Source organism: Mycobacterium sp. NS-7484 (assembly GCF_001953975.1).
GTDB lineage: Bacteria > Actinomycetota > Actinomycetes > Mycobacteriales > Mycobacteriaceae > Mycobacterium.
In genome coordinates, this window is record NZ_MBEJ01000028.1 from 1 (window position 1) to 24,840 (window position 24,840).

Genomic DNA, 24,840 nt, shown 5'->3' on the forward strand with positions numbered 1-24,840 from the left:
CACGGGGGGGGCCGGCGCGGGGAACCCGGGGCGGGGGCGGGTGCCGCCGGGGGCGGGGGGGGTGCGGGTGGCGCCGGGGCGGGCGCGGGGCCCTTCAGCTCCGGCAGGTCGCCGACGATCTCCCGGACCTTCGCGATCAGCGCGTCAGGAGTGGTGGGCTGGTATTCCTCACCGTTGATCTGAACGGTCGGGGTCGAATTGATACCGGTGGCCGCGGCCATGCCCTGCACCATCTCGACGTAGCGGCCCTTGGTGATGCAATCGGGCACGTCGCCGCCGGCACCGGCCTGACGGGCGAGCTCGATGATCCGGGCGTTGTCCGGGTAGATACCGCTGCCCTCCTCCGGCTGGATTCCAGGCGTGTAGAGCGCGGAGTGGAAGCGGCGGAACGCGTCGACGGACTCGTCGGCGATGCAGTAGGCCGCACCACCGGCGCGCGACGAGTAGCCGTTACCGGCCTTGTCGAGGATCGCCACCATGTGGTAGTCGACGGCGACGGCCCCGGTGTCGATCAGCTTGTTGATGGTCGGACCGAAGAGCTGCTCCAGATGGCCGCAGGCCGGGCACAGGAAGTCCTCGTAGAGACTGATCGTCACCTTGGGGTCAGACGTTCCTTCTTCGGTGATCACGTTCGGTGCGGCCACGTGCACCGCCCGGGCCTCACCCGACGCCGGGCGCTTGTGGCCCGTCATCACGATGTAGAGCACGAGACCGACCGCGAACAGCACCACCACGGCTGTCAGCCCGATCTGAACCCACAGGTTGCGCTTGCGGTCAGCCGCCTTGAGGTCGTACTTCGCGGTCTTCTTCGGTTTGGCCACGCCGACCAGCGTACCGGCGAGGCCAGGTCAGCTTTCGGCGTGGCTGAGATGTGCCCGCACCGCTGAGATCATGGCGCTCGTGGCGGTGACACTGCCGCCGCCGAGCGGGAAGAAGTTGGCGAACGCGTGGATCATCGACCGTTCTTCCCGGAGATCCACCACCACACCGGCCGCCTGCATCGCCTCGGCGTACCGGTTCCCCTCGTCACGTAGCGGATCGAAGCCCGCGGTGATCACGAGAGCGGGCGGCAAGCCGGAGAGGTCTTCGCTGAGCAGCGGTGATACCAGAGGATCCGAGGCCGCCACCTCCGCGCCGTCGAGGTAGTGCCCGGCGAACCAGCGCATATCACGATCGGTCAGGAAGTAACCGTCGGCGAACAACGTCTTGGACCGCGTGTCGCTGGACCAGTCGGTGACCGGGTAGAGCAGCAGCTGCAGGGCAGGCAGCGGCAGCTCCGAGTCGCGGGCTTGCAGGGCCACCAAGGCAGCCAGGTTGCCGCCGGCACTGTCACCGCCGACGACGATCTGCGTGGCACCCAGGCCCGCGGCGTGGTCCAGCGCCCAGCGGTAGGCGGCGTAGGCGTCGTCGAGGGCGGCCGGCGCCTTGTGCTCGGGCGCGAGCCGGTAGTCCACCGAGACCACCTGGATGCCGCCGTCGCGGCAGATCAACCGGCACAGGCTGTCGTGGGTGTCGAGATCACCGATGACAAATCCACCGCCGTGGAAATAGAGGAGCATCGCCGGCGTCGTCGACGCGCCGGAGCCGTCCGGGACGTACCGTCGCGCCTTCATCGGTCCGGCCGGCCCGGGGATCGAAATGTCGGTGACGTCGGCATCGATGCGGGGACTCATCATGGCCGCGGTGGCCCGTAATGCGGCGCGCGACACCGCAACCCCGGTCTCGGGGCTGTGGTCTGCGACCAGCTCACCCGTCCCGGAGGCGTGCTGCAGTGCGAGCGTGAACTGCAGAGTGGTGTCCAGCGTGTTGCCGTCGACGGTCACGCTGCGCCCACCCAGGAGCAGACGCTTGCGCGGATCGGAGATCCGCGGGATCGCAGCGAGGGACAATTTGGTGGCCCGCTCGAGCAGCCGCTGTGTGGCTCGCTGCTGCTGGTGGCCGTCGTGCCCCACCAGCGCCTGCCCGCCTGGCAGACTTTCAGTCATGGCTGCTCCCTCTGTGAATCCTCGTGTCACGCTCAACGACGGTAATTCGATACCGCAAGTCGGGTTGGGGGTATGGCAGACCCCTGCCGAAGACACCGAACGCGCGGTGACCGCGGCGCTGCAGGCCGGCTATCGCCATATCGATACTGCTGCCGCCTACCGCAATGAAGCCGAGGTCGGTGCGGGCATACGCAACTCCGGGATCCCCCGTGAGGACGTGTTCCTGGTGACCAAGCTGTGGAACAGCGACCAGGGATATGACGCCGCGCTGGCCGCCTTCGACGCAAGCCTCGACCGGCTCGGCGTGGATTATCTGGACCTCTACCTCATCCACTGGCCGGTGCCCGCCAACGGCGCCTACGTCGACACCTTCAAAGCCTTTGCCCACCTGCACGACCAGGGCCGGGTCCGGTCCATCGGGGTGAGCAACTTCGAACCCGAGCATCTCGACGTCCTCATCGACTCGACCGGCATCGTTCCGGCGGTCAATCAGGTCGAGCTGCATCCGCTGCTGCCCCAACACGCCCTTCGCGAAGTCCACGCGAAGCTCGGCATCGCCACCGAGGCCTGGAGCCCGCTGGGGCAGGGATCGCTGCTCACCGATCCGGTCGTCACCGGGGTTGCCGAAGAACACGGAAAAACCCCGGCCCAGGTACTGATTAGGTGGCATATCCAGCTGGGTAATATCGTCATCCCCAAGTCGGTGAACCCAGAGCGGATCGTGAGCAATTTCGATGTGTTCGATTTCGATCTGACCGAAGCGAACATGTCGGCCATCGCCTCGTTGGACACAGGCACACGCCTGGGACCCGATCCACGAACCTTCAACTTCACAGGATAGGTGACATGACATCCTCGGACGGGGCTGCGATCCCCACCGTCACGCTCAACGACGACCGCACGATCCCTGTCGTGGGCCTGGGCGTCGGCGGACTCTCGGATTCCGAGGCAGAAGCGGCGGTGTCCGCCGCTCTTGAGGCCGGCCACCGGTTGATCGACACCGCGGCCGCCTACGGCAACGAGGCCGGTGTCGGCCGAGCCATCACGGCGTCGGGCATCCCGCGCGAGGACATCTACGTCACCACCAAACTGGCCATCCCCGATTACGGATTCCAGTCCTCCCAGGACGCCGGCAAGGCCAGCCTGGAGCGGCTCGGCCTGGACTACGTGGATCTGTACCTGATCCATTGGCCGGGCACGGACACCGGCAAGTACGTCGACAGCTGGGGCGGGCTGATGGCGCTCAAGCAGGAGGGCCTGGCCCGCTCCACCGGCGTGGCCAACTTCAGCCCCGAGAACCTGTCCACGATCGTGGAACTGACGTTCGTGACGCCCGCGGTCAACCAGATCGAACTGCATCCGTTGCTCAATCAAAGCGCCTGGCGGGCGGGCAACGCCCAGTACGGCATCACCACGCAGGCCTACAGCCCGCTCGGGGTCGGTGCCCTGCTGGACAACCCGGCCGTCACCGCGATCGCCGATGCCCACGACAAGACCCCGGCCCAGGTGCTGATCCGGTGGAGCATCCAGCTGGGCAACTCGGTGATCTTCCGGTCGACCAAGCCGGAGCGGATCTCCGCCAATTTCGACGTGTTCGGCTTCGAGTTGACCGACGAGCAGATGGACAGCCTCAACGGTCTCGATGACGGCACCCGGTTCCGTCCCGATCCGGCGACGTTCGCGGGATAGATCCGCCGTCACTACCCCGTCGGACAGGTGCCCGCCGCTTCGCGCAGCACCGCCGCCGACGCCGCGTCGACCGGTAGCGCATACCCGCGCAGCACCTCGACGAACTGCACCGCGTACTGACACCAGAATGCGCGGTTGGGCGGCATCCAACGGGCGGGCTCCTGATCGCCCTTGTCCTGGTTGGGTTTACCGGCGACTGCGAGCAGATTGGCCGGATCGTTGGCGAACCGCAGCCGCAGATCATCGGGCCAGTTCCGGGCGCCGAGATCCCAGGCCAGCGCCAACGGCACGATGTGGTCGATCTGTACCGCGGCACCGGTCTGGTTGCCGCGCAGGAACGACACGACCGCGTTCGTATAGGGATCGTGCAGGGTTCCGGTTGCCACGGCGACCGGACACCGCTTGATCGCCACGAACGTCTTGTCGACGAGGTCACGGTTGAGGATGTCGTTGCGGGTGTCGCAGCCGTTGTGACCGCCGGGCGCGCTGTTGTCGTCATCCCAGGCGTCACCGAAAGCCGCACGGCGGTAGTCGTTGCCGCGCACCCGCGCTGGGATCTCGGGCACCCCGGCCAGCAGGTCGACGCCGGCCGCGATGCTGGGCGCTTGCGCCCCCGCGACGAACCGGTCGGAGTGTTGCGTCGACCAGCTCACCTGGACGGCGACCACCACCGCGAGGACGACGGCCGCTGCCAACCACAACAACCGGCGGCGGCTCATGCCTTTTCCAGGTACTCGACGCGGTCGGTGTCCACGAACTGTGCTGCCAGCAGGTCCATCCCAGGGTCGTGTTGGCTCTGCGCATACCGCTGCTCACAGAACGACCGGGCCTCCTGGATCACCTCGAGATGATCCCGCAGCGACAGGAAGCGCAAGTTGATGGTGCGTCCGGACTGGTTGAGACCCAACACATCTCCCTCGCGCCGCTCGTCGAGGTCCAGGTCGGCCAGCGCGAAGCCGTCCAGCGTCGCGGCGACGGCCTTGATCCGTGCACCGGCCTTGGAGGCCTCGGGCAGACGGGTGGCCAACAGGCACAGGCTCGGATGCTGTCCGCGGCCGATGCGACCACGCAGCTGATGAAGCTGACTGATACCGAATCGGTCGGCATCCATCACCACCATCATGGTGGAGTTGGGCACGTCGACGCCGACCTCGATGACCGTGGTGCACACCAGCACATCGATCTCGCCGGCCCGGAAGGCGCCCATCACCGCGTCCTTCTCGTCACCGGGCAGCCGGCCGTGCATCAGGCCGAGCCGTAAACCCGACAGCGGGCCCGCGCTCAGCCTGTCGAAGAGATCAACCACGGTGATCGGCGGCGGGCCACCGCGGTCTTCACCCTTGTCGCCGGGCTTGTCCGATTCGTCGATACGCGAGGCGACCACATAGGCCTGCCGTCCCGCGGCCACCTCTTCGCGGATCCGGGCCCAGGCCCGGTCCAGCCAGGCCGGCTTCTGCGAGACGAAAATGGTGTTGGTGGTGATGGGTTGGCGACCCCGGGGCAGCTCGCGCAGCGTCGAGGTCTCCAGATCGCCGTACACGGTGAGCGCGACGGTCCGCGGGATCGGCGTGGCCGTCATCACGAGCAGATGCGGCGTCAGACCATCCCGCGCCTTGGCGCGCAACGTATCCCGCTGCTCCACCCCGAACCGGTGCTGCTCGTCGACGACCACCATCCCCAAGTTGTGGAACTCCACCGCCTCCTGCAGCAACGCGTGGGTGCCGACGACGATGCCGGCCCGGCCGGATGCCACGTCGCTGCGCACGGCGCGCTTCTGCGGCGCAGTCATCGCACCGGTCAGCAGTGTCACCCCAGTGGCCGTCTCCGCACCGCCGAGCTGACCGGCCATCGCCAGTGGCCCCAACACGTCCCGTATCGAGCGGGCATGTTGGGCGGCAAGCACTTCGGTGGGCGCCAACAATGCGCACTGGTAACCCGCGTCGACCATCTGCAGCATCGCCAGCACCGACACGATGGTCTTGCCGGACCCCACCTCGCCCTGCAGCATCCGGTTCATCGGACGCGTCGAGCCCAACTCGTCCGAGATCACCTCCAGCACTTCGGATTGCCCGGCGGTCAACTCGAACGGCAGCCGGCTGCGCATCGCGGCGGCCAGCCCGTGGTCGGAGCGTCCTGCGGCGGGCCCGGATTCACTGAACTCACCGTAACGCCGCGCCACCAACCCCCACTGCAGCCCGATGGCCTCGTCATAGGTCAACCGTTCGGCGGCGCGCTCGCGTTGAGTCGCGTTGTCGGCCAGGTGAATTGCCCGCAGCGCCTCATCCTCGGACAGCAGACCGTGTTGGCGCACAAAGGCTTCCGGTAGCGGATCGGAAACCGGGTCGAGAACGTCGAGGACCTGCCGCACGCACGCGTAGATGTCCCAGCTCTGCACCTTGGCCGAGGCCGGATAGATGGGGAAGAAGTCGCGCTCGAACTCGGCCAGCATGTCCTCGCCGGAGGCCCCAGAAGCCGAGGCAATGGTCTTGAGCGATTTGGTGCCGATCTGCTTGCCCGACGGCGCATTCAGGACCAGAAATGCCGGATGATCCAGTTGAAGGGCCTTGCGGAAGTACTTGACCTCGCCGGAAAGCATGAGCCGCGTGCCGGTCGACAGTTTGTCCGCCATCCACCCCGCGTTGAAGAACGTCGCCGTCACGGCGGGCCGGTGCTCACCGAGGGTGACTCGCAGCCACTTCCGGGTGATCGGCTTGCCCGTCTTCTTGCTGAAGCCCGGCTTCATCTCACCGGTCTTCGTTTCGGTGACCACCTCGATGAACGTGACGTGCTCGCCCTCTTCCAGATCGAGGGCCTCGCCTTCACCGCGAATCGACATGCCGTCGCTGTATTTCCGGGGGTAGTGCCGCAGCAGGTCGTTGACCGTGACGATGCCGAAGTGTTCCTCGAGCGGCTTGGCCGAGCGCCCCCCGATCACCAGGTCCAGCCGGTCGGCGAGGGTGGCCATCACTCCACCCCGATCAGCAGCGCGTCGCCACGGTGGCCGGTGTGGTATGTCACCAGCTCGGCTCCGAGGTGGGCGCGGTGTACGTGGGCCTGCAGAGCTTCCCCGACGGCGCCGTCAACGCCCTCACCGGTCAACACCGTGATCAGCTCTCCCCCGGCCACCATCATGAGGTCGATCAACCCGGCCGCCGCCGCGGTGATGTCAGGTCCGACGATGAGCACCTCGTCGCCGGTGATACCGAGACCGTCACCGGGTTTGCAGGCTCCGGCCCAGGTCAGGGCGTCTTCGGTGGCGATCCGCACCGCACCGTGGCGCGCGCCCGCCGCGGCACGCGCCATCGTGTAGCCGTCGTCGACCGCTTGTCTGCCCTCGTCGTGGACGGCCAGGGCGGCCAAGCCCTGCACCATCGAGCCGGCAGGCACCGGGACCACGTCGATGCCCCATCCGATCGCGGCCGTGCATCCGGCCACCAGTTCCTCGGCGGCGACATATCCGTTGGGCAGCACCATGACCTGGGCCGCCCCCACATCGATCAGGGCACGCAACAACTGCTGGGCGGTGATCGGCTCGCCACGCTCGGGCCGCAGCACGTGCGCGCCCTCGCCGGCGAACAGATCGACACCACCGTCACCGTCGACGGCGGCCAACACCGCGCGCTCTCGCGCCCACCCACCGGCCGGCCGGACACCGGGGCCGGCAGTCAACGCGGTGATCTGAATGCGGCTCAGCGATCCCACCGCCAGGCCCGCCTCGACCGCCGCCCCGGCGTCGTCGACGTGGACGTGGACCGAGTAGTGATCCCGGTCGGAGGCCGCGATCGCCACCGACTCTCCCATCTCGTCCAACACGGCGCGCAACCCTTCGACGGCCCGGGCCCGGCAACCGCTCAGCAGGTACATGACCTCGAACTGCGGCGGCGCCCCGGTGGCGGCAAGATCGGCGGCCGCGCGCGCGGCCTGTGGCGAGGCCGGGGCGTAGACCGGGCGGTGCGGCGCGTGCCCGGCCAGCGTGGCGGTCATCGCGTCGAGCAGGACGAGCAGGCCCCGGCCCCCGGAATCGACGACACCCGCCTTGGCCAGGACATCGAGTTGCTCGGGCGTACGTTCCAGGGCAACCGACGCGGCCTCGCCCGCGGCTGCCGCAGTATCGGCCACGTCGCCACCTTCGGCCGCGCAATGTTCCGCGGCCTCGGCGGCGGCCTGCAGGACCGAGACGATCGTGCCCGGCACGGGATCACCCATCGACGTGACGGCCAGGGTGGCGGCGTGCCGCAGCGCCGCTCCGAACAGCGCGCTGTCGATCTCGGAGAGATCCCCGTGGCGTTGGGCGGCCACCGCGGTGATGACCTCGGCCAGGCCCAGCAGAATCTGCGACAGGATCACCCCGGAGTTGCCGCGTGCACCCTGCAGCGCCCCGGCGGCCAGGGCGCTGGCCACTGCCACGATGTCGCCCCCGGTCGGCTCGGCCGCCACATGCGCCCACGCCGATCGCATGGTGAACAGCATGTTCGTCCCGGTATCGGCATCGGCCACCGGGAACACGTTGAGCCGGTTGATCTCGTCGGTGTGAGTGATCAGGTCGTCGACGGCAGCATGGGCCCACGACCGCAGAGCGGAGGCGTCCAGCCGCCGAGCCGACATCCGACCTCCCAATCCCCTTCAGAATTGCGGTGCCTCTCAGTGCGCGACCCGGGCACCGCCGTCGGCGCCAGCCTATCCAGTGGCAACGACAAACCCGATCACAGCATCGCCGGCTGTGGACAACCTGAAGCGGTGTTCACGAGCCGTTTTGGCGTTCGTTGGCCCTCCCGGTATTCTGATCAGGTTGTCGGGTCGAGCCGCGTCGGTTTGCGGCGAGCAAGCCCAGACCCCCAAGAACTGATTTCGAGGAGTTGTTGATATGGCTGCCGTGTGCGATATCTGCGGAAAGGCGCCCGGCTTCGGCAAGTCGGTGTCGCACTCGCATCGGCGGACCAGCCGGCGCTGGGATCCGAACATCCAGTCGGTCCGTGCCGTGGCGCGTCCGGGTGGCAACAAGCAGCGCGTGAACGCCTGCACCTCCTGCATCAAGGCCGGCAAGGTCTCCCGCGGCTGACGTCGCGTACCAGTCCGCGCATCTGATCAGGTGCGCGGACTCTCTTTGTTTACCCGAGCGGTAGGCCGGGTATCTGCCGTCGGCATGTTTCCATGTCGTGCATCACAATCGTCGCTCGGTGTCTTCGCGGCTGCCCTCGCCGTCGGCGCCATGCTGACCGCGTGCGGAGGCAGCGGCAGCGATGACGATTCGACGGTGGAGATCTCCACGACCTCGGAGACTCCCTCCGAAGGCGACGGTGACGTGACCATCGAGATCCCCTCACCGGGAATCCCCTCGCCTTCGATCCCGTCTCCGCCGCCGCTGCCCTGACCGCACTCAGGGCAAGCGCCAGTCGATCGGATCGGCGCCCAACTGCTGCAGCAGCTCATTGGCACGGCTGAACGGGCGTGACCCGAAGAAACCCCGCGAGGCCGACAACGGCGACGGGTGCGGCGATTCGATTGTCACGCAGTCACCTTCGGCCAGCATCGGTTTGAGCGTCGAGGCATCGCGTCCCCACAGGATCGCGACCATCGGCTGCTTGCGGGCCACCAGAGCCCGGATCGCACACTCGGTGACGGCCTCCCAGCCCTTGCCACGATGTGAGGCCGGCGTGCCCGGAGAGACCGTGAGGACCCTGTTGAGCAACAGGACGCCGCGCTGCGACCACGGGGTCAAGTCACCGTTGGTCGGCAGCGGGTAGGCCAGATCGTCGGTGTACTCCTTGAAGATGTTCGACAGACTGCGTGGCAGCGGACGGACATCGGCAGCCACCGAGAAACTCAGGCCGACGGCGTGTCCCGGAGTCGGGTAGGGATCCTGACCGACGATCAGCACACGCACCTGATCGAACGGAAATGTGAAGGCGCGCAAAACATTCTGGCCTGCAGGCAGATAACGTCGACCGGCGGCCAACTCTTCCCGCAGGAACTCCCCCATCTGCGCGACATGCGCACTCACCGGCTCGAGCGCGTGGGCCCATCCCGCCTCGACGAGTTCGTTCAACGGACGGGCACCCGCTGTTGCATTGCTCCTCGCGTCCACACCCGCCGCATTGCTCCTCGCGTCCACCGCCGCCAAATTGCTCCTCGCGTCCGCAGTCACAGGAAACCAACTTAGCGGTCCGGGTCAGTCAAACGATTGCCATCCACGGCTTCCCGCCCACGCGGCGCCGTCGACGAGTACCACCCCTGGGCCGTCCAGCACCCGACCGATGACCCGCCAGCCAGGCGGCACCGCGCCCGGGAACGTCGCCACCAGCGCATGGTCCTCGCCACCGCCCAGCACCCATTCCCACGGGTCTTCACCTGCCTGCGCCGCAGCCGCGGCAACGGCCGCCCGGTCGTCGTCCAGCGCATCGCGATCCACGTCGATCCCGACCCCCGAAGCCGTTGCGATGTGGCCGAGATCGGCGAGCAGACCATCGGAGACGTCGGTCATCGCCGAGGCACCTGCCGCCGCGGCAACCCCACCTTGGCCGTAGGGCGGCTGTGGGGTCCGATGTCGCTGTCGCAGTTCCGCGAACCCGTCGATGTCGTTGCGCAGGACCGCGAATCCGGCGGCCGAGCGGCCCAATTCGCCGGCGATCGCCACGGTGTCGCCGGGGCGGGCGCCGCTGCGCCGCACCGGCTCGCGGCCACTCAGATCACCGAGCACGGTGACCGATATCACCCACAGCGGCGCGCGAACCAGGTCGCCGCCGGCGATGCTGGCGCCCACCAACCGCGCCTCGTCCCAAAGCCCGTCAGCCACTTCGGCTGCGGCGGTCACCGAGGTGTCCGCCGGTGCGCCGAATGCCACCACGAAGGCGGTGGCCGCAGCGCCCATCGCTTCGATGTCAGCGGCGTTCTGCGCGATCGCCTTGCGGCCGATGTCGTGCGGCGAGGACCAGTCGAGGCGAAAGTGGCGGTCCTGCACCAACATGTCGGTGGACACCACTGTCCGCCCATCCGTCGTCGTCACCACCGCGGCATCGTCGCCCGGCCCGAGCATGACGGCCGAAGATTGTGTGCGTCCGGCCACGAGCCGGTCGATGACGACGAATTCGCCGGCGGTCGCCAGGGTGTCGCCCGTGTCCGGACCGTGCACATCGCCTGTCATCTCGTCTCCTGCCGGTCGGGTGCCGCATCCGGCGAGCCCGGACCGGACCTGCGGTACGTTTGGTGCCTGCGGCCAGCAGTTTATGCAGCGAGACGGAGGAGACAGCCGGTGGTGGAGGCTTACGTGCTGATCCAGACCGAGGTGGGCCGCGCCGAGGTCGTCGCCAAGCAACTCGCTGCGCTGCCCGGTGTGGTCTCCGCAGAGTATGTGACGGGGCCCTACGACGTGGTCTTGCGCATCAGCGCGGACACCCTGTCAGCCCTGCAGTCCGATGTGGTGCCCGCGGTGCAGCAGGTCTCCGGGATCACCCGGACCTTGACCTGCCCGATCGCGGGCGGCGGCCGGCCATAGAGTTGGTGGTGTGACCGACTCGCCCTCCACCGATGGCCCACCCCGTGCCCTACTGATCGCTGCGGTGGTGGTGGCGGTGTCGGTGCTGATCACCGTGCTGGGTATCGCGGCGTCACGGCAACGCTCCCCCGAACAACAACCGGTCGCGATTCCGTCGGTGCCCGCCCCCCAGGCCGACAGCCAGCAATGTCACGACCTGATCGGTGCGCTTCCCGAGCAGCTCGGCGATTTTCGCCGGGCGCCGACCGTCGAGCCGACACCGCCGGGCACCGCGGCCTGGCGCGCGGAGCCGGACACCGAACCGGTCGTGCTGCGCTGCGGTCTGGAACGGCCGTCGGACTTTGTCGTGGGCGCTCCACTCCAGGTCGTCGACGAGATCCAGTGGTTCCGGGTGGGAGAGTCCGGCATCGGGAGTCCCGGCGGCGAGGCCGACGATCAGAGCCGCAGCACCTGGTATGCAGTGGACCGCCCGGTGTATGTCGCCCTGACGTTGCCGGCCGGTTCGGGACCGACACCTATTCAGCAGATCTCCGGTCAGATCGCGCGCACGATGGCTGCCCAGGAACCTGCGCCGGCCCCGGCTGGGTGATCCGTCAGCGCAGGCCGGTACCCCGGGCCAGGGCGGTATCGACCATCGCGGTCAGCAGCGTCGGATAGTCGACGCCGCTGGCGGCCCACATCCGCGGGAACATCGAGATCGTGGTGAAGCCTGGCATCGTGTTGATCTCGTTGATCACCGGGCCGTCGTCGGTGAGGAAGAAGTCGACGCGGGCCAGTCCTTGGCAGTCGATTGCGGTGAAGGCACGCACGGCCAGCCGGCGGACCTCCTCGGCGATGTCGTCGTCGACCTTGGCGGGGACATCCAGCTCGGCCGCATCGACAAGGTATTTCGTGGCGAAATCGTAGAAACCATCTTCGCGGCCCCGCACGCCGGCCACCCGGATCTCGCCCACGGTGCTGGCTTCCACGCTGCCGTCGGGGAACTCGAGCACACCGCATTCCAGCTCGCGGCCCGGCACTGCGGCCTCGACGATGACCTTCGGATCGTGACGACGCGCCAGCTCGATCGCGGCGGGCAGCTCGTCCCACGCGGTGACCCGGCTGACGCCGATCGAAGATCCACCCCGGGCGGGTTTGACGAACACCGGCAGGCCGAGACGTGCGCGGTCTTCGAGGTCGACCGTCACGTCCCTGGGCCGCAACACCACGAAGTCGCCGATCGGCAGCCCCTCGGCGGCCAGCAGCTTTTTCGTGAACTCCTTGTCCATCCCGGCGGCGCTCGACAGCACGCCGGAGCCGACGTACGGAATCCCGGCCAGCTCCAGCAGGCCCTGGATGGTGCCATCCTCGCCGTACGGTCCGTGCAGCACCGGGAACACCACGTCGACGGCGGCGAGCAGCTCGCCGGGGCCGTTGCCCAGCGCCAGCATCTGACCGCTGCGGTTCGGCGCGGCCGGCAACGCGAGCTCGGTACCGGATGTCTCGGTGACCTCGGGCAGCTGCCCGTCGGTGATCGCGAGCGTATCGGGCCTGCCGTCGGTCAACATCCAGGAACCGCCAGGAGTGATTCCCACCGCCACCACCTCGAACCGTTCCGGATCGAGGTTGCGCAGGATGCTGCCCGCCGACACACATGAGATGGCGTGCTCAGAGCTACGCCCGCCGTAGACGACGGCGACGCGGGTGCGGGATCCGGTCTGATTGCGGGCGCTCACAACCTAGAGAGGCTACCGTCCCGGGCGGTCGGTCCCTTCCGGCACATCCCGACCTGGTGTTTCAGCCCCGCAGTGCGCGGTCGACGTCGGCGAGGAGGTCTTCGGTGTCCTCTATTCCCGCCGAGATGCGGGCGAACCCGGCCGGTACCGGGTCGCCCCAGCGGGCCCGGCGGTCGACCGAAGTGTGTATCCCGCCGAAGCTGGTCGACGCGATCAGCAGCGCGCTGCGCTCCACCAGGGCGTGCACGGCGGCGGCGTCGGACAACTCGATGGACACCAAGCCGCCGAACCGTCTCATCTGCGCGGCGGCCAGCTCGTGTGCCGGATCGTCGGGCAATCCGGGGTAGCGCACCGAGCGCACCGCGGGATGGTCACGCAGCATCATCGCCAAGGCGACCGCGTTCTGGCACTGCCGCTCGAACCGCAGCCCGGCGCTGCCGAGGCTGCGCAACACCAGCCAGGCCTCGAATGCACCCAGGATCGATCCGGACAGCAACCGCTCGCGTTCCACGGCGGCCATCAGTTCTCGTTGGCTACCCGCGACATAGCCGGCAACCAGATCGCTGTGCCCCGACAGCGCTTTGGTGGCGCTGGCCACCACGAGGTCGGCACCGAGGGCCAGCGGCTGCTGCCCCAGCGGTGTGGCAGTGGTGTTGTCGACGACGAGAGTGGCGCCGTTGCCACGGCAGATCATCGCCAGGCGGTGCAGATCGACGACGTCGAGTCCCGGGTTGACCGGCGTCTCGGCCAGCACCACGTCGGCACCCGCGGCCGCTTCGCAGATATCGTGCGTATGCGCCTCGATCACCGTAACCCCTTGTGGGGAAAGGTATTCGGCGGCATAGCGGCGGACCTGATAGTAACCGTCGGCAGGGACGACGAGGGTGGTGCCGGGTGTGGCCAGCACCCGAAGTGTCGACGTGATCGCGGCCATCCCGGAGCCGAATGTCAGTGCGCCTACCGCGCCTTCCAGTTCGGCCAGCGCCGCTTCGAGCTGACGCCAAGACGGATTCGAGCTGCGGCCGTAGCTGTCCAGCGGCTCGGTCTCATCGGGCGAGAGATGGTACGCCGACGCCGGTACCGGGATCGGTGCCACCGGTTGTCCGGGGATCGATTCCACGCCAACGGCTTTGACGCTACGCGTGGAATCTCCGTACCAGCCGTCCATAGCTGCGCCTCACCTACTCCGGTTTCGTGCTGCGACCCAACAGCAACGCGACTGCTTCGTGCACCGACAATCCCTTGTGGCACACCCGATGAACCGCGTCGGTCAACGGCATCTCGACGCCGCAACTGGAAGCCAGCGCCAGCACCGACTCGCATGAGGCGACACCTTCGGCCACGTGCCCGCCGGCGGCCACCAAGGCCGATTCCATGGTGCCGCCCTTGCCCAGTCGCTCACCGAAGGTGCGGTTACGGGAATGGCCGGAGGTGCATGTGGCGACCAGATCCCCGACGCCGGCCAATCCGGCCAGCGTGGCCGGGGTGGCACCGAGGGCGATACCCAACCGCATCACCTCGGCCAGGCCGCGGGTGATGATGGCGGCAACGGTGTTCTCCCCCAACCCGACTCCCACCGCCATGCCGCAGGCCAGGGCGATGACGTTCTTGCAGGCACCGCCCACCTCGGCGCCGACCACGTCGGCGTTGGTATAGGGCCGGAAGTATCCGGTGGTCAACGCCCGCTGCAGAGCCACCGCGCGGCCGGAGTCGCTGCAGGCGACAACGGTGGCCGCCGGCTGCTCCTCGGCGATCTCGCTGGCCAGGTTGGGACCGGTCACCACCGCGACCCGGGACGGGTCGACTCCGGTGACCTGGACGATGACCTGGCTCATCCGCATCAGCGAGCCGAGCTCGATGCCCTTGGCCAGGCTCACCAAGGTGACGTCGTCATCGATCAGGTGCTTCCAGCCCTCCAGGTTCGCCCGCAACTGTTGCGCCGGAACACCCAGCAGCACCGTGCACGCGCCGGCCAACGCCTCGGCCGGATCACTGGTGGCTTTGATCGAGGCCGGCAGCACCACGTCGCCGAGGTAACGACTGTTGCGATGGTCGGAATTGATCTCGTCGGCAACCTCGGGGCGTCGGGCCCACATCGTCACCGGATTACCGGCGTCCGCCAGGACCTTGGCCAGCGCCGTCCCCCACGCACCCGCACCCATAACCGCAGCCTCTACCACCCGTTCACCCTATCCCGGCTCCGGTGCCACTCGCCGTCACCAGCCGGGCTGGCAGGATGAACCCATGAGCGGCTTCCGAAGCGACACCGCCGCGGCAGCAACGCAGGCCACCGACGTCGCCCTGGTGATCGCGGTGAAGCGGCTGTCGGCTGCCAAGACGCGGCTGGCGCCCATCTTCTCTGCGGCCACCCGCGAAGCCGTCGTGCTGGCCATGCTCGTCGACACGATCACCGCCGCGTCGGTCATCGCCCCGGTGACCGTCGTAACCCCGGACGACACCGCCGCGGATGCTGCACGGGAGTTGGGGGCAGCGGTGCTGGTGGATCCGACACCGGCCGACCATCGCGACCCGCTCAACAACGCCATCAGCACGGCTGAAACCGAATTACGCGCCACCGCACCGAATATCGTTGTTCTTCAGGGCGATCTGCCGGCCCTGCAGCCCCAGGAGCTGGCCGAGGCACTGGCACTGGCCCGCGGCCACCGGCGCAGCTTCGTCGGCGACCGGCACGGGACGGGCACGTCGGCGCTGTTCGCCTTCGGCACGGCGCTGGCCCCACATTTCGGGTCCGATTCTGCTGCGCGCCATCGACACTCCGGTGCAATCGAATTGACCGGCGCCTGGCCCGGTCTGCGCTGCGACATCGACACACCCGACGATCTTCAGACCGCGCGCCGCCTCGGCGTCGGCCCGGCAACCGCACGCACGCTCGGCAGGCACCACCGCTGAGGTAGCCGCGGACCCGCGCGATAAGGAATGATCGGATGGGTGAGCGAAGCCACCGAAGCCGAACCCGGAACCAGGCCAGCCGACGGCAAACGGGACGTCGCCGCAGCCGCATCGGGGCCGCCGGTCGAGTCGTCGACTCCTGAAGCCCCGCCGGCGGCGACCTCACCGGCGGTGGACAATGCGCTGCCCGAGGACCGCTACCTCAACCGCGAACTGAGCTGGCTGGACTTCAACGCCCGGGTGCTGGCCCTGGCCGCCGATCCGTCGCTCCCGCTGTTGGAGCGGGCGAAGTTCTTGGCGATCTTCGCATCCAATCTCGACGAGTTCTACATGGTCCGGGTGGCCGGTCTCAAACGGCGCGACGAGATGGGGCTGTCGGTGCGCTCGGCCGACGGCCTCTCGCCGCGGGAGCAGTTGCGCCGCATCAACGAACGCACCCAGCAGATCGCCAACCGCCACGCCAAGGTGTTCCTCAGTTCGGTGCGCCCGGCGTTGGCCGAAGAGGGCATCGTCATCGTCAACTGGGCCCAGCTCGACGAGGCTGAGCGCGCGAAACTCTCGAAGTACTTTCACGAACAGGTGTTCCCGGTGCTCACCCCGCTGGCGGTCGACCCGGCCCACCCGTTCCCGTTCGTCAGTGGGCTGAGCCTCAATCTGGCCATCACCGTCAAGCATCCCGAGGACGGCGGGCAGCACTTCGCCAGGATCAAGGTGCCCGACAATGTCGGCCGTTTCGTGCAATTGAGCCCGCCGGCCGACGGATCCACAGTGCTGCGGTTCCTGCCCATGGAGGAGCTTATCGCGGCGTTCCTGCCGGTGCTGTTCCCCGGGCTGGAAATCGTCGAACATCACGCGTTCCGGATCACCCGCAATGCCGACTTCGAGGTCGAAGAAGATCGCGACGAGGACCTGCTGCAGGCCCTCGAACGTGAACTGGCGCGCAGGCGCTTCGGCTCACCGGTCCGATTGGAAGTGTCCGACGACATGACCGAGAGCATGCTTGAGCTGTTGCTGCGCGAACTCGACGTAGCCCCCGGCGATGTCATCGAAGTGCCCGGCCTGCTGGACCTGTCGGCGCTGTGGCAGATCTACGACGTGGACCGGCCGACGCTCAAGGATCGCCCCTTCGTCCCTGCTACCCCACCGGCTTTCGGCGAGCGGGAGACACCCAAGAGTATTTTCTCGACGCTGCGCGACGGGGATGTGTTGGTGCACCATCCCTATGACTCGTTTTCGACGACGGTGCAGCGTTTCATCGAGCAGGCCGCGGCCGACCCCAGCGTGCTGGCCATCAAGCAGACGCTGTACCGCACCTCCGGTGACTCCCCCATCGTCAACGCGCTGATCGACGCGGCCGAGGCAGGCAAACAGGTGGTCGCCCTCGTGGAGATCAAGGCACGCTTCGATGAACAGGCCAACATCAAATGGGCCCGCGCACTCGAACAGGCCGGTGTCCATGTGGTCTACGGATTGATCGGACTCAAGACCCACTGCAAGACCTGCCTGGTGGTGCGGCGGGAGGGGTCGACGATCCGTCGTTACTGCCACATCGGTACCGGCAACTACAACCCGAAAACCGCGCGGCTGTATGAAGACGTCGGCCTGCTCACCGCCGATCCCGACATCGGCGCCGATCTCACCGATCTGTTCAATTCCCTGACCGGATACTCACGCAAGGACTCCTACCGCAATCTGCTGGTGGCTCCGCGTGGGGTCCGCAAGGGCATCATCGAGCGCATCGATCGCGAGATCGCCGCCCATCACGAGGGAGCCACGAGCGGAATTCGGTTAAAGGCCAACGCACTGGTCGACGAACAGGTCATCGACGCGCTGTACCGGGCATCGCAGGCCGGGATCCCGATCGAGATCGTGGTGCGCGGCATCTGTGCCTTGAGGCCAGGCGTAGCCGGGTATTCGGACAACATCACGGTGCGCTCGATCCTCGGGCGGTTCCTCGAGCACTCGCGGATAATTCACTTCCGCGCCATCAACGAGTTCTGGATCGGCAGTGCCGACATGATGCATCGTAATCTCGACCGCCGGGTCGAGGTGATGGCTCAGGTCAAAGATCCGCGACTGACCGGCCAACTCAACGCGGTGTTCGAGTCCGCCATGGACCCGGCCACCCGGTGCTGGGAGTTGCAGGCGGACGGCCATTGGACCGCGCTGCCACAGGAAGGACAGACCGTACGCGATCACCAGGTATCGCTGATGGAACGCCGCCGGCAACCCTGACCCGGGTCTGGTACGGGGTACCGGTGCACGACCTGCAGGAGTTGAGGGTGTCGAACGACAAGACGACAGCGGACAAGTCGGTTCCGACCGTGTCGGCGGCCGGTGCGGTCCTCTGGCGGCCACGTACCGACGTGACGAGTCCGTCCGGCGGTGCCAGTTTTGCCGGCTCCGCCGGCGGTGCCAGTTTTGCCGGCTCCGCCGGCGGCGACATCGAGGTCGCGCTGGTTCACCGTCCACGCTACGACGATTGGTCGTTTCCCAAAGGCAAGCTGGATCCCGGTGAGATCGAACCGGTGACCGCGGTCCGCGAAGTCAACGAAGAAACCGGCCATCACGCGGTTTTGGGCCGACGCCTCGGTTCGATCTCCTACGATGTGCCCGAAGGCAAGAAGCGAGTCTGGTACTGGGCCGCCCGCGCGACGGCCGGCGAGTTCACGCCCAACGACGAGGTGGACAAGCTGGTCTGGCTGCCGATCGACGCGGCGGCCACCGAGCTTCATTACGAACACGATCGAAAAGTGTTGCGCCGCTTCGCGAAATACCCGCCGGATACCAAGACCGTGATCGTGGTACGACACGGGTCCGCCGGCCGGAGGTCCCGATTCAAGGGTGACGACCGTAAGCGGCCGCTGGACAAGAAGGGGCGTGCCCAGGCCGAGTCACTGGTCGGCCAGTTGCTCGCGTTCGGTGCGACGACGTTGTACGCCGCGGACCGTCTGCGCTGTCATCAGACGATTACGCCGTTGGCCCAAGAACTCGGCGTGGACATTCACAATGAGCCGGCCCTGTCGGAAGAGGGCTACGCGCACGACCACAAGGCGGCACGGAGCCGTCTGCTCGATATCGCTGCCCGCGCAGGCACACCGGTGATCTGCTCACAGGGCAAGGTGATCCCGGGGCTGATCTCCTGGTGGTGCGAACGCGAGGGGGTCCGGCCCACCACGACCGGAAATCGCAAAGGGAGCAGCTGGGTTCTGTCGTTGGCAGGCGGCCGGCTCATCGCGGCCGACCACATGTGCAGTCCGCTGTCGAAACCGCATCGGACCTAGCCGCACCGGGCTCAGACACGGAGAAAGGCACGTCGTGAGCTGATCTTGGGCTCACGACGTGCCTTTGCCGGAAATTACTTGCGGCCCTTCTTGGCCGGTGCCTTCTTGGCAGCCGTCTTCTTGGCCGGTGCCTTGGTCGCGGCCTTCTTGGCCGGCGCCTTGGTCGCAGCCTTCTTGGCCGGCGCCTTGGTCGCAGCCTTCTTCGCCGGCGCCTTGGTCGCAGCCTTCTTGGCCGGCGCCTTGGTCGCGGCCTTCTTCGCCGGTGCCTTGGTCGCAGCCTTCTTCGCGGGTGCCTTCTTGGCGGCGGTCTTCTTGGCGGCAGTGCGCTTGGCCGGGCCTGCCGTGACCCCGCGCTTGACGGCCGGGCCGTCGGCCGGGAGGCGCTGTGCCCCAGAAACAACCGCCTTGAACTGTGCGCCCGGCCGGAATGCCGGCACCGAGGTGGGCTTGACCTTCACCGTCTCGCCGGTACGCGGGTTACGCGCCACCCGGGCAGCACGGCGACGCTGCTCGAAAACACCGAAGCCGGTGATCGTGACGCTGTCGCCCTTGTGCACCGCGCGGACGATGGTGTCCACAACGTTCTCCACCGCGGCGGTAGCCTGCCGACGATCGGTGCCCAGTTTGGTTGTGAGTACGTCGATGAGCTCCGCTTTGTTCATCCAAAACCTCCGAAACCAGTGGTCCTCCTTGGACCGACTAGAGGACACGGTAAACCCTGTGACCACTGATTTCCAAGAGCCACGCGCAATTTCAGGCGTAGCTAGCGAACAATCCGGCAATCCGCTTGCCCCACACCGACTCCCCCCGGGAGGGTCCAGAACCGGTTAGGCAGGCGGCGAATTCGGGTGCCGAAGCACCCCTACGGGCCCGAAAATCAGGCCGGCAGAGTACGCGGCTTCCAGGCCGGCCGGCGCTTCTCGTAATCCTCGATGGAGGAGAGTTTCCGCAGCGTAAGGCCTATATCGTCGAGCCCCTCGAGCAGTCTCCAGGCCGTGTAATCGTCAATTCTGAACGGCACCACAACCGTTCCGGCGACAACATTGCGATCTTGAAGATTCACAGTGATTTCCAGCCCCGGATTCTGCTCGATGAGCTTCCACAAGAGCTCGACATCGTCTTGGGCGACTTCGGCCGCCAATAGCCCGGCCTTGCCGGCGTTGCCGCGGAAAATGTCGGCGAAACGGGATGAGATAACCACCCGGAAGCCATAGTCCATGAGCGCCCAGACGGCATGTTCGCGCGATGATCCGGTACCGAAATCGGGGCCGGCGACCAACACGGAGCCTTTGTCGAATGGCGGCAGATTCAGAATGAACGACGGATCTGAACGCCAGGCGGCGAACAATCCGTCCTCGAAACCTGTTCGGGTGACCCGCTTCAAATAGACGGCCGGGATGATCTGGTCGGTGTCGACGTTCGACCGCCGCAGCGGGACGCCGATGCCGGTGTGAGTGCTAAACGCTTCCATTCTTGGGTTCCTCTCAGCGGGCCGCGGCGGGCAGATCGGCAGGCGAGGCCAGTTTTCCGCGGACGGCGGTGGCAGCGGCGACAGCCGGGGAGACCAGGTGGGTCCGGCCGCCCTTGCCCTGTCGGCCTTCGAAATTCCGGTTGGACGTCGAGGCACAGCGCTGCTCCGGAGACAGCTGGTCCGGGTTCATCCCAAGACACATCGAGCAGCCGGCCTGACGCCATTCCGCACCGGCGGCGGTGAATATCGCGTCGAGGCCTTCCGATTCGGCCTGGGCCCGAACCCGCATGGAGCCCGGCACGACCAGCATCCGCACCCCGTCGGCCACCTTGCGGTCACGCAGAACCTCGGCCACCACCCGCAGATCCTCGATGCGGCCGTTGGTGCAGGACCCGACGAACACGGTGTCCACGGTGATGTCCCGCATCGCCATCCCGGGGCGCAGATCCATGTAGGCCAAAGCCTTCTCCGCCGCCTGCCGCTCTCCGTCGTCGCCCATCAACTCCGGATCGGGAACCGATGCGGACAGCGGCACGCCCTGACCCGGATTGGTACCCCAGGTCACAAAGGGGCTCAGGGCGGCGGCATCCAGATAGACCTCGGTGTCGAATTCGGCGCCCTCGTCAGTACGCAACTGGCTCCACGCGGCCACGGCGGCATCCCAATCAGCGCCCGTGGGAGCGTGTGGGCGACCCTTGAGGAACTCGAAGGTGGTCTCGTCAGGGGCGACCATGCCGGCCCGCGCCCCGGCCTCGATGCTCATGTTGCAGATCGTCATCCGACCTTCCATGGACAGCGCTTCGATGGCGCTGCCCCGGTATTCGATGACATGCCCCTGCCCACCGCCGGTGCCGATCTTTGCGATCACCGCCAAGATGATGTCCTTGGCGCTCACCCCGGGCGGCAGCACGCCGTCGACGTTGACCGCCATGGTCTTGAACGGCTTGAGCGGCAGCGTCTGTGTGGCCATCACATGTTCGACCTCGGAGGTACCGATGCCCATCGCGATGGCGCCGAACGCACCGTGAGTCGAGGTGTGGCTGTCCCCACACACCACCGTCATCCCCGGCTGGGTCAGGCCGAGTTGGGGCCCGATGATGTGAACGATGCCCTGTTCGACATCACCCATCGGATGCAGGCGGATACCGAATTCCTCGCAGTTGCGGCGCAATGTCTCGACCTGCGTGCGTGACACCGGATCGGCGATCGGCTTGTCGATGTCGACCGTGGGGACGTTGTGGTCCTCGGTGGCGATCGTCAGATCCGGCCGTCGCACCGGGCGGCCGGCCAACCGCAGACCATCGAAGGCCTGGGGGCTGGTGACCTCGTGCACGAGATGCAGGTCGATGTAGATCAGGTCGGGCTCTTTGGCCGCGCCCTCCCCCTCGCCGCGCACCACGACGTGGTCGTCCCAAACCTTTTCGGCCAGGGTGCGAGGCTTTACGGATGTCTGTGTCGGTTGGTCCATCGCTACTTCTCGATTCGATTAACGGCAATGCGGGCTGGCATCAAGAGTCCGCCAGGGCTGGGCGGTACTGTCGTCATCTCGCCTGTCATCTCACAATGCGAGACGTTAGTATCTCTCTGTGAGAAATGATAGCGGCATCGGCGTTCTCGACAAAGCGGTGGGTGTGCTGCACACCGTGGCCGAGTCACCTTGCGGGCTGGCCGAACTCTGCGAGCGGACCGGACTCCCCCGAGCGACCGCGCACCGGCTGGCCGCGGGACTCGAAACCCACCGGCTGCTGGCCCGCGACGGCGACGGCCGCTGGCGCCTCGGCCCGGCACTGACCGAATTGGCCTCGCACGTCAACGATCCGCTGCTGGCCGCCGGGGCCGCGGTGCTGCCCCGGCTGCGTGAGATCACCGGCGAGAGCGTGCAGTTGTACCGGCGTGAGGGCCAATCACGGGTATGCGTGGTCGCACTGGAACCCCCGGCCGGGCTGCGCGACACCGTGCCGGTGGGCACCCATCTGCCGATGACGGCGGGCTCGGGAGCCAAAGTGCTACTTGCCTACGCCGACCCGGCCACCCAGCAGGCGGTGCTGCCGGCCGCCAAATTCACCGATCGCGCGCTGGCAGAGGTCCGCAAGCGCGGCTGGGCTCAGAGTGCCGCCGAACGTGAGCCAGGCGTGGCCAGCGTCTCGGCGGCGGTGCGGGACGGCCGTGGCGCCGTGATCGCCGCGGTGTCGGTGTCTGGGCCGATCGACCGCATGGGCCGTCGCCCCGGGGCCCGTTGGGCCGCCGATCTGCTCGCCGCCGCCGACGCCCTCACCCGTCGACTGTGAGGCGAATCTCAGTTCACCGCTGACGCATCGGCGCGCCGAGCCCGGTTCGACGCCCAACCCGCCGAGCGTCACGCCAGAGTGACCTTCGCCACCCACGGTCACTCCACTACCGCGCAGACCCCAAAACCCACACAACGTAGAAGCGCCCAGTTCTCCGGAACTGGGCGCTTCTACTTCTGTACCCCCGATGGGATTCGAACCCACGCTACCGCCGTGAGAGGGCGGCGTCCTAGGCCGCTAGACGACGGGGGCTAGAACTTCCGGATGGTCAGCATAGCTCAGGCGGTCCTACTCACCTAATCCGGCTGATCCGCTCCGGATGGCTGGGGTACCAGGACTCGAACCTAGAATGGCTGAACCAGAATCAGCTGTGTTGCCAATTACACCATACCCCATCAATTGCCCATCACTGCAGGTCAAGGCAATTTCGATCCGATCGGCTCAGCGGGGGCTTCCCCGTTTTGCTTTTCGGGCCGACGAGCAGACTACCAAAGATTTTGGGCCCGCTTTACCAAGCCCGGCCCTGCCGCGCTTCACATCGCGGCGCGGGCGGCCCGCAACCGCGTCAGGCTGCGATCGGCGCCCAGCAGCTCCATCGACTCGAACAGCGGCGGGCTGATCGTGGCACCGGTGACCGCGACCCGGATCGGCCCGAACGCCTTACGGGGCTTGAGCTCCAGGCCGTCCAGAAGGGCCGCCTTGAGCGCCGCTTCGATGTTCGCGGTGTTCCACTCCCCGACGCCCTCCAGGGCGCTCAGCGCAGCGTCCAGGACCGGCGCGGCCTCCGCGCGCAGCTCCTTGCCCGCCGCCTTCTCGTCGATCTCGTACGAGCCGTCGTCGAAGAACTTCAGCAGCCCCCACGCGTCACCCAAAACCACGATGCGGGTCTGGATCAGCGCGGCGGCTTCGGCGAATGCGGCGTCGCCCAGACCGGTGTCGTGGCCGTGCGCATCGAGATAGGCGCGCAATCGGGCGGTGAAATCCTCCGGCGTCAGCAGCCGGATGTGCTCGGCGTTGATCGCGTCGGCCTTCTTCTGGTCGAACCGCGCCGGATTCGAGTTGACATCGGCCACGTCGAAAGCGGCCACCATCTCGTCGAGACTGAAGATGTCGTGATCGTCGGCGATGCCCCAACCGAGCAGCGCCAGGTAGTTCAGCAGCCCCTCGGGCAGGAAGCCGCGGTCGCGGTGCAGGAACAGGTTCGACTGCGGATCGCGCTTGGACAACTTCTTGTTGCCCTCACCGAGAACACTTGGCAAATGCGCGAATTCGGGGACCCGCTCGGCCACCCCGATCCGCATCAGTGCCCGGTACAGCGCGATCTGGCGCGGTGTCGACGGCATGATGTCCTCGCCGCGCAGGACGTGGGTGATCTTCATCAGCGCGTCGTCGACCGGATTGACCAAGGTGTACAACGGATCTCCGTTGGCGCGAGTGATCGCGAAATCCGGGACCGAGCCGGCCGGGAAGCTGACCTGCCCGCGCACCAGATCGTTCCAGGACAGGTCTTCGTCGGGCATGCGCAACCGCAACACCGGCTTACGGCCCTCGGCGGCAAACGCCGCGCGCTGATCGTCGGTGAGGTCGCGATCGTAATTGTCGTACCCGAGTTTGGGATTGCGCCCCGCCGCCACGTGACGCGCCTCGACCTCTTCTGGCGTCGAGTACGCCTCGTACACCTCACCGGCCGCCAGCAGACGGGCGATCACATCCCGGTAGATCTCACTACGCTGCGACTGCCGGTAGGGCTCGTACGGGCCACCGACCTCGGGCCCCTCGTCCCAATCCAGGCCCAACCAGCGCAGCGCGTCGAGGATCGCGGCGTAGCTCTCGTCGCTGTCGCGTGCGGCGTCGGTGTCCTCGATCCGGAAGACGAACGTGCCGCCGGTATGCCGGGCGTACGCCCAGTTGAACAGCGCGGTGCGAACCAGGCCGACGTGCGGGGTGCCGGTCGGAGACGGGCAGAAACGGACCCTGACCGGACCAGACGGGGATGTCATCACTTA

At 67.3% G+C, this 24,840-nt stretch carries 24 protein-coding genes and 2 tRNA genes; 10 read left to right on the top strand and 16 right to left on the bottom strand.

Annotated elements, in window-relative coordinates:
- A partial coding sequence (locus tag A5733_RS06070; RefSeq protein ID WP_142253827.1) for a DsbA family protein occupies positions 1 to 821 on the bottom strand: 821 nt, incomplete at its 3' end.
- 27 nt (positions 822 to 848) lie between these two features.
- Positions 849 to 1,985 carry an alpha/beta hydrolase gene (locus tag A5733_RS06075; RefSeq protein ID WP_083666022.1) on the bottom strand — a complete coding sequence of 379 codons (1,137 nt, stop codon included), beginning with the start codon at positions 1,983 to 1,985 and terminating at the stop codon, positions 849 to 851.
- Positions 1,986 to 1,998: 13 nt separating this feature from the next.
- On the opposite strand from A5733_RS06075, the gene A5733_RS06080 reads away from it, so the two are divergent.
- Entirely contained in the window at positions 1,999 to 2,826 is an 828-nt protein-coding gene (locus A5733_RS06080) for an aldo/keto reductase (RefSeq protein WP_076239472.1), read from the top strand.
- Positions 2,827 to 2,831: 5 nt separating this feature from the next.
- On the top strand, positions 2,832 to 3,674 hold the full coding sequence (locus A5733_RS06085) for an aldo/keto reductase (RefSeq protein WP_076239473.1): 843 nt from the start codon (positions 2,832 to 2,834) through the stop codon (positions 3,672 to 3,674).
- 11 nt (positions 3,675 to 3,685) lie between these two features.
- On the opposite strand, the gene A5733_RS06090 is transcribed toward A5733_RS06085, so the two are convergent.
- Genes A5733_RS06090 through A5733_RS06100 form a run of 3 tightly spaced genes read right to left on the bottom strand, consistent with a single transcriptional unit; the run spans position 3,686 to position 8,279 of the window.
- Positions 3,686 to 4,393, bottom strand: coding sequence for an HNH endonuclease family protein (locus tag A5733_RS06090; RefSeq protein WP_076239474.1), 708 nt, complete (start codon positions 4,391 to 4,393; stop codon positions 3,686 to 3,688).
- Positions 4,390 to 6,639: an ATP-dependent DNA helicase RecG gene (gene recG, locus A5733_RS06095; RefSeq protein WP_076239475.1), complete on the bottom strand. Its 2,250-nt coding sequence runs from the start codon at positions 6,637 to 6,639 to the stop codon at positions 4,390 to 4,392. Before recG ends, A5733_RS06090 begins: the two co-directional genes overlap by 4 nt.
- Entirely contained in the window at positions 6,639 to 8,279 is a 1,641-nt protein-coding gene (locus tag A5733_RS06100; RefSeq protein ID WP_076239476.1) for a DAK2 domain-containing protein, read from the bottom strand. The genes recG and A5733_RS06100 overlap by 1 nt, the downstream gene beginning before the upstream one ends.
- Positions 8,280 to 8,538: 259 nt before the next feature.
- Here A5733_RS06100 and rpmB point away from each other — a divergent pair, with 259 nt between their 5' ends.
- A complete protein-coding gene (gene rpmB, locus A5733_RS06105; protein WP_003881125.1) occupies positions 8,539 to 8,733 on the top strand; it encodes a 50S ribosomal protein L28 in 195 nt (64 codons plus the stop codon).
- Between the two features lie 150 nt (positions 8,734 to 8,883).
- Complete coding sequence (locus A5733_RS27435; RefSeq protein ID WP_158070588.1) at positions 8,884 to 9,045, top strand: hypothetical protein; 162 nt, start codon at positions 8,884 to 8,886, stop codon at positions 9,043 to 9,045.
- Between the two features lie 6 nt (positions 9,046 to 9,051).
- Here A5733_RS27435 and A5733_RS06115 read toward each other — a convergent pair whose 3' ends face one another.
- Both A5733_RS06115 and A5733_RS06120 read right to left on the bottom strand, forming a co-directional pair.
- Positions 9,052 to 9,759: a uracil-DNA glycosylase gene (locus A5733_RS06115; protein WP_076239478.1), complete on the bottom strand. Its 708-nt coding sequence runs from the start codon at positions 9,757 to 9,759 to the stop codon at positions 9,052 to 9,054.
- An 84-nt stretch (positions 9,760 to 9,843) separates the two neighbouring features.
- Positions 9,844 to 10,815, bottom strand: coding sequence for a thiamine-phosphate kinase (locus tag A5733_RS06120; RefSeq protein WP_076239479.1), 972 nt, complete (start codon positions 10,813 to 10,815; stop codon positions 9,844 to 9,846).
- A gap of 108 nt (positions 10,816 to 10,923) precedes the next feature.
- Between A5733_RS06120 and A5733_RS06125 the strand changes: the two genes are divergently transcribed.
- Positions 10,924 to 11,166: an Lrp/AsnC ligand binding domain-containing protein gene (locus tag A5733_RS06125; protein WP_067773328.1), complete on the top strand. Its 243-nt coding sequence runs from the start codon at positions 10,924 to 10,926 to the stop codon at positions 11,164 to 11,166.
- Between the two features lie 10 nt (positions 11,167 to 11,176).
- Positions 11,177 to 11,755, top strand: a complete 579-nt coding sequence (locus tag A5733_RS06130) for a DUF3515 domain-containing protein (RefSeq protein ID WP_076239480.1) — start codon at positions 11,177 to 11,179, stop codon at positions 11,753 to 11,755.
- A gap of 4 nt (positions 11,756 to 11,759) precedes the next feature.
- Here the strand turns inward: A5733_RS06130 and A5733_RS06135 are convergent, their stop codons facing one another.
- From A5733_RS06135 to A5733_RS06145, 3 genes are all read right to left on the bottom strand, one after another.
- Positions 11,760 to 12,881: a D-alanine--D-alanine ligase family protein gene (locus A5733_RS06135; protein WP_067773322.1), complete on the bottom strand. Its 1,122-nt coding sequence runs from the start codon at positions 12,879 to 12,881 to the stop codon at positions 11,760 to 11,762.
- 61 nt (positions 12,882 to 12,942) lie between these two features.
- Positions 12,943 to 14,049 carry a cystathionine gamma-lyase gene (locus tag A5733_RS06140; protein WP_076239481.1) on the bottom strand — a complete coding sequence of 369 codons (1,107 nt, stop codon included), beginning with the start codon at positions 14,047 to 14,049 and terminating at the stop codon, positions 12,943 to 12,945.
- A gap of 13 nt (positions 14,050 to 14,062) precedes the next feature.
- The gene (locus tag A5733_RS06145) at positions 14,063 to 15,043 is read right to left on the bottom strand and encodes an NAD(P)H-dependent glycerol-3-phosphate dehydrogenase (protein ID WP_076239482.1); all 981 of its coding nucleotides are present in this window, start codon (positions 15,041 to 15,043) and stop codon (positions 14,063 to 14,065) included.
- 82 nt (positions 15,044 to 15,125) lie between these two features.
- Between A5733_RS06145 and cofC the strand changes: the two genes are divergently transcribed.
- Genes cofC through A5733_RS06160 form a run of 3 tightly spaced genes read left to right on the top strand, consistent with a single transcriptional unit; the run spans position 15,126 to position 19,075 of the window.
- On the top strand, positions 15,126 to 15,791 hold the full coding sequence (gene cofC / locus A5733_RS06150) for a 2-phospho-L-lactate guanylyltransferase (protein ID WP_067773316.1): 666 nt from the start codon (positions 15,126 to 15,128) through the stop codon (positions 15,789 to 15,791).
- A gap of 27 nt (positions 15,792 to 15,818) precedes the next feature.
- Positions 15,819 to 18,026, top strand: a complete 2,208-nt coding sequence (locus A5733_RS06155; RefSeq protein ID WP_076239483.1) for an RNA degradosome polyphosphate kinase — start codon at positions 15,819 to 15,821, stop codon at positions 18,024 to 18,026.
- 32 nt (positions 18,027 to 18,058) lie between these two features.
- Positions 18,059 to 19,075: an NUDIX domain-containing protein gene (locus A5733_RS06160; RefSeq protein WP_369830912.1), complete on the top strand. Its 1,017-nt coding sequence runs from the start codon at positions 18,059 to 18,061 to the stop codon at positions 19,073 to 19,075.
- A gap of 74 nt (positions 19,076 to 19,149) precedes the next feature.
- On the opposite strand, the gene A5733_RS06165 is transcribed toward A5733_RS06160, so the two are convergent.
- From A5733_RS06165 to leuC, 3 genes are all read right to left on the bottom strand, one after another.
- Positions 19,150 to 19,737, bottom strand: coding sequence for an HU family DNA-binding protein (locus tag A5733_RS06165; RefSeq protein WP_067773313.1), 588 nt, complete (start codon positions 19,735 to 19,737; stop codon positions 19,150 to 19,152).
- A 215-nt stretch (positions 19,738 to 19,952) separates the two neighbouring features.
- Positions 19,953 to 20,546 (bottom strand): 3-isopropylmalate dehydratase small subunit, encoded by a 594-nt coding sequence (gene leuD / locus A5733_RS06170; RefSeq protein ID WP_067773311.1) that lies wholly within the window; start codon positions 20,544 to 20,546, stop codon positions 19,953 to 19,955.
- Positions 20,547 to 20,559: 13 nt separating this feature from the next.
- Positions 20,560 to 22,014, bottom strand: a complete 1,455-nt coding sequence (gene leuC / locus A5733_RS06175; protein WP_076239484.1) for a 3-isopropylmalate dehydratase large subunit — start codon at positions 22,012 to 22,014, stop codon at positions 20,560 to 20,562.
- Positions 22,015 to 22,132: 118 nt separating this feature from the next.
- Here leuC and A5733_RS06180 point away from each other — a divergent pair, with 118 nt between their 5' ends.
- On the top strand, positions 22,133 to 22,834 hold the full coding sequence (locus A5733_RS06180; RefSeq protein WP_067773307.1) for an IclR family transcriptional regulator: 702 nt from the start codon (positions 22,133 to 22,135) through the stop codon (positions 22,832 to 22,834).
- Between the two features lie 179 nt (positions 22,835 to 23,013).
- On the opposite strand, the gene A5733_RS06185 is transcribed toward A5733_RS06180, so the two are convergent.
- The 3 genes from A5733_RS06185 to gltX form a co-directional block, all read right to left on the bottom strand.
- Positions 23,014 to 23,086: transfer RNA gene (locus A5733_RS06185), tRNA-Glu, on the bottom strand.
- Between the two features lie 68 nt (positions 23,087 to 23,154).
- A tRNA-Gln gene (locus tag A5733_RS06190) sits at positions 23,155 to 23,229 on the bottom strand.
- 138 nt (positions 23,230 to 23,367) lie between these two features.
- A complete protein-coding gene (gene gltX / locus A5733_RS06195) occupies positions 23,368 to 24,834 on the bottom strand; it encodes a glutamate--tRNA ligase (RefSeq protein WP_076239485.1) in 1,467 nt (488 codons plus the stop codon).
- Positions 24,835 to 24,840 lie beyond the last annotated feature (6 nt).